The 1,150-nt window shown below is 47.8% G+C and carries 1 protein-coding gene; it reads left to right on the top strand.

The genetic code is table 11. The features are described 5' to 3' along the window. A partial coding sequence (gene tuf, locus QMA41_RS25655) for an elongation factor Tu (protein WP_038165115.1) occupies positions 1 to 1,146 on the top strand: 1,146 nt, incomplete at its 5' end. Positions 1,147 to 1,150 lie beyond the last annotated feature (4 nt).

Raw genomic sequence — 1,150 nt, 5'->3', positions numbered from 1 at the left:
AACGTTGGTACTATCGGCCACGTTGACCACGGTAAAACAACTCTAACTGCTGCAATCTGTACAACTCTATCTAAAGTGTACGGCGGTGAAGCGAAAGACTTCGCATCAATCGATAACGCTCCAGAAGAGCGTGAGCGCGGTATCACAATCGCAACATCTCACGTTGAGTACGACACTCCAACTCGTCACTACGCACACGTAGACTGTCCAGGACACGCGGATTATGTTAAGAACATGATCACAGGTGCTGCACAGATGGACGGTGGTATCCTAGTTGTTGCTGCGACAGATGGCCCAATGCCACAAACTCGTGAGCACATCCTACTAGGCCGTCAGGTTGGTATCCCATACATCATCGTATTCATGAACAAATGTGACATGGTTGACGATGAAGAACTACTTGAGCTAGTAGAAATGGAAGTTCGTGAACTTCTATCTGAGTACGATTTCCCAGGTGATGACCTACCAGTTATCCAAGGTTCTGCACTAGGCGCACTAAACGGCGAAGAGCAGTGGGAAGCGAAAATCGTTGAGCTAGCAGAAGCACTAGACAACTACATCCCAGAGCCAGAGCGTGCAATCGATCAGCCATTCCTAATGCCTATCGAAGACGTATTCTCAATCCAAGGTCGTGGTACAGTAGTAACTGGTCGTATCGAGCGTGGTATCCTAACAGTAGGTGACGAAGTAGAAATCGTAGGTATCAAAGAGACTACAACAACTACTTGTACTGGTGTTGAGATGTTCCGTAAGCTTCTAGACGAAGGTCGTGCGGGTGAGAACGTTGGTGCACTTCTACGTGGTACTAAGCGTGACGAAGTAGAGCGTGGTCAAGTACTAGCGGCTCCTAAGTCAATCAACCCACACACTAAGTTTGAGTCAGAAGTATACGTACTTTCTAAAGACGAAGGCGGCCGTCATACTCCGTTCTTCAAAGGCTACCGTCCACAGTTCTACTTCCGTACAACTGACGTAACTGGTAACATCGAGCTACCAGAAGGCGTAGAAATGGTAATGCCAGGCGATAACATCAAGATGACTGTAGAGCTAATCGCACCAATCGCAATGGACGAAGGTCTTCGTTTCGCGATCCGTGAAGGTGGCCGTACAGTAGGTGCTGGTGTTGTTGCTAAGATCTTCGACTAATTCT

This window comes from Vibrio sp. St2 (genome assembly GCF_947311885.1).
In the GTDB taxonomy this organism is placed as follows: domain Bacteria; phylum Pseudomonadota; class Gammaproteobacteria; order Enterobacterales; family Vibrionaceae; genus Vibrio; species Vibrio coralliilyticus.
The sequence above is the reverse complement of the archived record's forward strand: the minus strand, read 5'-3'. Positions and strand labels throughout refer to the sequence as shown.